Here is a 5258-nt window from a genome sequence, read left to right on the forward strand (position 1 = left end):
GCCTTCCACGGCGTCGTCCGGGGCCGTTCAAGGCCGTCGAACAGCAGGTATGCCCCCTGCCGGAAACATGAGAGTGTGGAGTTTTCGGCCCTGTCCCCTCACCCCTGTCGAGGCATGATGCGCGTCACCATCGCCCGCCACCACTTCTACTTCCACCCGTCCGAGGTGGAGCAGGTGATGAGCGGAATCACTCCCGAGCCCGTCACCGGCAGCTCCGTGGACATCGGCGGGGTCCGTTACCCGGTGATGCAGGTCGGCGCGGCCCTCACCCGCCAGGACCGCCGCGACTTCAACGCGGGTGAGGTGGAGCGGGCGATGCAGGCGCTCGGGTTCCCGCTGCACAGCACCACCGCCGGCTAGCTACCTGGAGTAGCTACCCGGAGCCGGCACGGTACGGGGCGGGGTCGCACGGTCGCCGTTCCCGTCTCCGCCGGGCGCGGGCGCTGCGTGGCTTGTCGCACGGCACCCCGCATCCCGGGAGAATACGAGGTCCTCCCAGACGTCAGAGAGGTGGATGCCGTGGTGCAGCAGGTGCGGGGTGTGGTGGCGCGGAGCAAGGGCGGCCCGGTGGGGGTCGAGACGATCGTCGTACCGGACCCCGGGCCGGGCGAGGCCGTGGTCGCGGTGCAGGCGTGCGGGGTCTGCCACACCGACCTGCACTACCGGGAGGGCGGCATCGGGGAGGACTTCCCGTATCTGCTCGGCCATGAGGCGGCCGGTGTGGTCGAGTCGGTCGGCGCCGGCGTGACCGAGGTCGAGCCCGGAGACTTCGTGGTGCTCAACTGGCGTGCGGTGTGCGGGAATTGCCGGGCGTGCCGGCGCGGTCGGCCCTGGTACTGCTTCGACACGCACAACGCCCGGCAGAAGATGACGCTGCTCGACGGCACCGAACTGTCGCCCGCGCTGGGCATCGGCGCGTTCGCCGACAAGACGCTGGTGGCCGCGGGGCAGTGCACGAAGGTCGACCCGGCGGCCTCGCCCGCGGCCGCGGGACTGCTCGGTTGCGGGGTGATGGCCGGGCTCGGCGCGGCCCTGAACACCGGCAACGTGGGCCGGGGCGACTCGGTCGCGGTGATCGGCTGCGGCGGGGTCGGCAACGCCGCGGTGGTCGGCGCCCGGCTGGCGGGCGCCGCGCGGATCATCGCGGTGGACGTCGACGACCGCAAGCTCGCCACCGCGCACCGTCTGGGCGCCACCCACACCGTCAACTCCCTTACCAGCGAACCGGTCGAGGCGATCCGCGAGCTGACCGGCGGGTTCGGCGCCGACGTGGTGATCGAGGCGGTCGGCCGCCCCGAGACCTACCAGCAAGCCTTCTACGCACGGGACCTGGCCGGGACCGTGGTCCTGGTCGGCGTGCCCACCCCGGAGATGAAGCTCGAACTGCCCCTGCTGGACGTCTTCGGCCGCGGTGGCGCCCTGAAGTCCTCCTGGTACGGCGACTGCCTGCCCTCGCGCGACTTCCCGATGCTGATCGACCTCTATCTCCAAGGCCGCCTCGACCTCGACGCGTTCGTCACCGAGACCATCGAACTTCCCGACGTGGAGCAGGCGTTCGCCCGTATGCGGGACGGCGATGTGCTCCGCTCGGTGGTCGTGCTCTGACGCCGACCCGACCCTGACCCCGGCCCCGACGCCAGGACCGGCCGACCTCGGCGGCGGGGTAGCCGGGGAAACCCCGGCCGGGCCGGATGAGCGCGCGAAGGACAGGGAGCCGGGAGCGCGGCGGGAGGAGCGACGCACGAACACGGCGTCGCCGGGGTCCGGCCGCGCCGCCGCGGTGCGAGACTGGCGGGAGGAGCGTCACAAGGGGGCGGCGGGCATGAGCGTCTACTCGGAGCGGGTCGTGCCGCGGCTGGTCGACATGGCCTGCGGATCGCGGCAGGCGGCGGTGCTGCGTCGCCGGGTCTGCGCGCAACTCACCGGCGCGGTGGTGGAGATCGGCTTCGGCTCGGGGCGCAACGTGCCCTTCTACCCGGCCGGCGTGACACGGGTGGACGCCGTGGAGCCCTCCGACGCCGGTTGGCGGCTGGCCGACGGCCGAGTGCGGGCCTCGTCCGTACCGGTGCTGCGCTCGGGCCTGGACGGGCAGACGCTGCCGTTTGCCGACGCGACCTTCGACACGGCCGTCTCCACCTGGACGCTGTGCACGATCCCCGACCCGGACACGGCCCTGCGGGAGGTACGGCGCGTGCTGCGGCCGGGCGGCACCCTGCGGTTCGTGGAACACGGCCTCGCGCCCGACGAGAACATACGGCGCTGGCAGCGGCGGCTCGAACCGATCCAGCGCCGGCTGGCCGGCGGCTGCCGGCTCACCCGCCCGATCCCGGACCTGCTGACCGGCGCGGGCTTCACCCTCACCGAGCTGGACGTGTTCTACGAGGAGGGCGCGCCGCGGTTCGTCGGCGCGATGTCGCTGGGGAGCGCGGTGATGCGGGAGCCGGTGGTGCGGGAACCGACCGGACAGGAGCCGGTGCCGCGGTGAGCGGCGCCGCTCCACCACCGGCCGGTACCGGGCCGGTCACGCGGTCTTCTTCCCGCAACCTCGCCCGGGTGGGGGTGCCCCTGACGAAACCGGGGCACCCCCGGCGCCCCTGATGGCGCCGCCCCACCCCGCAGGCGCCGCAGGGGTCAGGAGAGGGTCTTGCAGAGGTCGTCCGCCGGGCCGCGCAGGGCGAGGAGGGTGTGGGTGGTCCTGCCGTCGACGGTGGCGAGCCGCACGGACATGTAGCCGTGGGCGACGATCCACTTGTTGTGCGGGTGGTCGCCGGTGTGGAAGCCGGCGGACCAGTCGTTGCCGCTGAGCACGCTGACGCCTGGCGCCGGGTAGGTGATCACACCGGTGCCGGAGATGTCGCTGACGACGGAGCGCCCGGTGGCGAGGTTGGTGGTCCGCATCAGCAGCGGGCCGCTCTCGATCCCGAACACCGGGTTGCCCGCGTCGTCGGTCCAGGTCTTCAGCGTCAGGTCGGCGACCGGGAAGTCCGAGTGCGAGGGGAAGGCGCAGACCTCGCCCGCCGCGTAGTCGACCGGCGCCTGCACCGGGTGCGTGACGACCGGGCCGTGCAGGCCGGGCGGCGGCGTCAGGGAAGGGGCGGCGGCCTGGACCGGGGCCCGGACCACGTCCGCACTCGGGCTCGAGCTCGCACTCGCACTCGCGGGTACGCAGAGCAGCGCGGCGACCGCGCCCGTGACCATGACGGCGGCCCCGATCCGCCGCCCGCCGCGTACTCCCACACGCACTTCGATGCCCATCGCGCCGCCCTCTTCCCGTGCCGTCGTCCGCTGCCGTCCGCTGCCGTCCGCTGCCGTCGTCGGCCGTCGTCGTCGCCAAATCCCTTCCGCGGCACGTCCGTTCGCCCCCCCGTAGACCCCGGCGAACGGAAGCGCCCCGTGCGACCACCGTGCCGTGTACAAAGGACGTACGGAAAGACGTTTCGGTCCTGCCCGAAACGACGCGGGTGCGTCGGGCGGAGAGGCGGGTACGGTGCGCATCCACTTCACGCTGGACGACCTGGCCCGTACCCGGCTGGCAGCCGCGCCGAGCCCGCTCGCGATGACCAGCTTCAGCGTCTTCCGGCTCGGCCACGGACCGGCCTCGCCCGGCCTCGAACTGTGGCGCCGCACCGTAGGGGCCGGGCTGCGCGCGTCGGCCGAAGGGGGCGCGTACGACCCGTTCACCGCGCTGGCGCCGACCGCGCCGCCCCACCCCGTGCCCCGCTTCCTGCGACCGCACACCGGACTGCGCACCCTGGAAGAGGAGTTGGCGCGCCTACGGGCGACGCCCCGGCAGTCGTTGCGGGCGGACATCGACTACGTCGCGCGCCACCGCGACCTGCCGCCCCGTACCGCCCGCGACCTCGCCGAGGCCCGTCCGCACGCGACCGCCCGCCTTGCCGCGGCCGTACGCGCGTACCATCGCGTGGCGGTCGCCCCGTACCGCGACGGTCTGGCCGCCGCGCTCGCTGCCGACCGCGCCGTACGCAGCCGCCAACTCCTCGACGGAGGAGTCGAGTCCGTGCTGGGCGGCCTCCACCCGCGGATGCGCTGGCGGGCACCGGTGCTGGAACTCGCCGGGCACGGCGACGACTTGGAGTACCGGCGAGATCGAGACCATGACCGACAGCACCGCCAACGTCTACCAGGACGGCAACGGCCACCTGGTGCTGAAGGCGCTGCACGACGGCACCGACCCCAACTCCGGCTGGACGTCCGGCCGGGTGGAGACGCAGGCGGACGGGTTCGGCGCGCGGCCGGGCGGCGTGGTGCGCGTCCAGGCGTCGATCCAGCAGCCGAACCTCGACACCACCAGCGGCGCGGGCTACTGGCCGGCGTTCTGGATGCTGGGTTCGCCGCTGCGGGTCGGTGTCGGCTGGCCGGGCTCCGGCGAGGTCGACATCATGGAGGACATCAACGCCCGCAGTTCGGTGTTCGGCACGCTGCACTGCGGGGTCAGCCCCGGCGGACCGTGCAACGAGTCGACCGGCATCGGTTCCGGTGAGCGCGCCTGCGCGGGCTGCCAGACCGGTTACCACACCTACGCGGTGGAGATCGACCGCTCGACGTCGCCCGAGCAGATCCGCTACTACCTCGACGGCGCCGAGTACTTCACCATCAACTCCAGCCAGGTGGACGCCACCACGTGGGCCAACGCCGTCGACCACAGCTACTACGTGATCTTCGACCTGGCGATCGGCGGCGCCTTCCCCGGTGCCTTCGGCGGCGGCCCGACCGCCGCGACCGCGTCCGGCGGCCAGATGAACATCGACTACGTGGCCGTCTACAACAAGCCGGCCGCCGGCGACCTCGGCCCGAACATCGCGCAGGGCAAGCCGACCACGTCCTCCTCGAACGAGAGCGCGGACTTCCCGGCGTCCAACGCGACCGACGGCGACATCTCCACCCGCTGGTCGAGCGGCTTCTCCGACCCGCAGTGGCTCCAGGTCGACCTCGGCGCCACGCACACCATCAACCAGGTGAAGCTCGACTGGGAGGCCGGGTACGGGACCGCGTTCCAGATCCAGACCTCGCCCGACGGCCAGAACTGGACCTCGGTCTACTCCACCACCAGCGGGACCGGCGGCGAGCAGACGCTGCCGGTGACCGGATCGGGCCGCTACGTGCGCCTGTACGGCACGCAGCGGGCCACGCAGTACGGGTACTCCCTCTGGGAGTTCCAGGTCTACGGAACCTGATCCGGACGCGCCCTGGTGTCAACTCCCCGCCGCGCCAGGGCGCCCCTTCCACCAGCCGTGCGG

At 72.9% G+C, this 5258-nt stretch carries 6 protein-coding genes; 4 read left to right on the forward strand and 2 right to left on the reverse strand.

All coding sequences use genetic code 11. From position 1 onward, the window contains the following. Positions 1–114 precede the first annotated feature (114 nt). The 3 genes from AC13HU_RS31475 (at position 115) to AC13HU_RS31485 (ending at position 2485) form a co-directional block, all read left to right on the forward strand. Entirely contained in the window at positions 115–360 is a 246-nt protein-coding gene (locus AC13HU_RS31475; RefSeq protein ID WP_483045384.1) for an SCO5918 family protein, read from the forward strand. Between the two features lie 159 nt (positions 361–519). Then, on the forward strand, positions 520–1605 hold the full coding sequence (locus AC13HU_RS31480; RefSeq protein WP_483045385.1) for an S-(hydroxymethyl)mycothiol dehydrogenase: 1086 nt from the start codon (positions 520–522) through the stop codon (positions 1603–1605). A 217-nt stretch (positions 1606–1822) separates the two neighbouring features. Then, positions 1823–2485, forward strand: coding sequence for a class I SAM-dependent methyltransferase (locus tag AC13HU_RS31485; protein WP_483045386.1), 663 nt, complete (start codon positions 1823–1825; stop codon positions 2483–2485). Positions 2486–2631: 146 nt separating this feature from the next. On the opposite strand, the gene AC13HU_RS31490 is transcribed toward AC13HU_RS31485, so the two are convergent. Beyond that, entirely contained in the window at positions 2632–3255 is a 624-nt protein-coding gene (locus AC13HU_RS31490; RefSeq protein WP_483045387.1) for a hypothetical protein, read from the reverse strand. A 517-nt stretch (positions 3256–3772) separates the two neighbouring features. Next, a complete protein-coding gene (locus AC13HU_RS31495; protein WP_483045388.1) occupies positions 3773–4117 on the reverse strand; it encodes a hypothetical protein in 345 nt (114 codons plus the stop codon). Here AC13HU_RS31495 and AC13HU_RS31500 point away from each other — a divergent pair. Continuing rightward, positions 4116–5195, forward strand: a complete 1080-nt coding sequence (locus tag AC13HU_RS31500; protein WP_483045389.1) for a discoidin domain-containing protein — start codon at positions 4116–4118, stop codon at positions 5193–5195. The two genes, AC13HU_RS31495 and AC13HU_RS31500, sit on opposite strands and share 2 nt — an antisense overlap. Positions 5196–5258 lie beyond the last annotated feature (63 nt).

The sequence above is a fragment of the Streptomyces sp. NH27 genome (assembly GCF_056859195.1).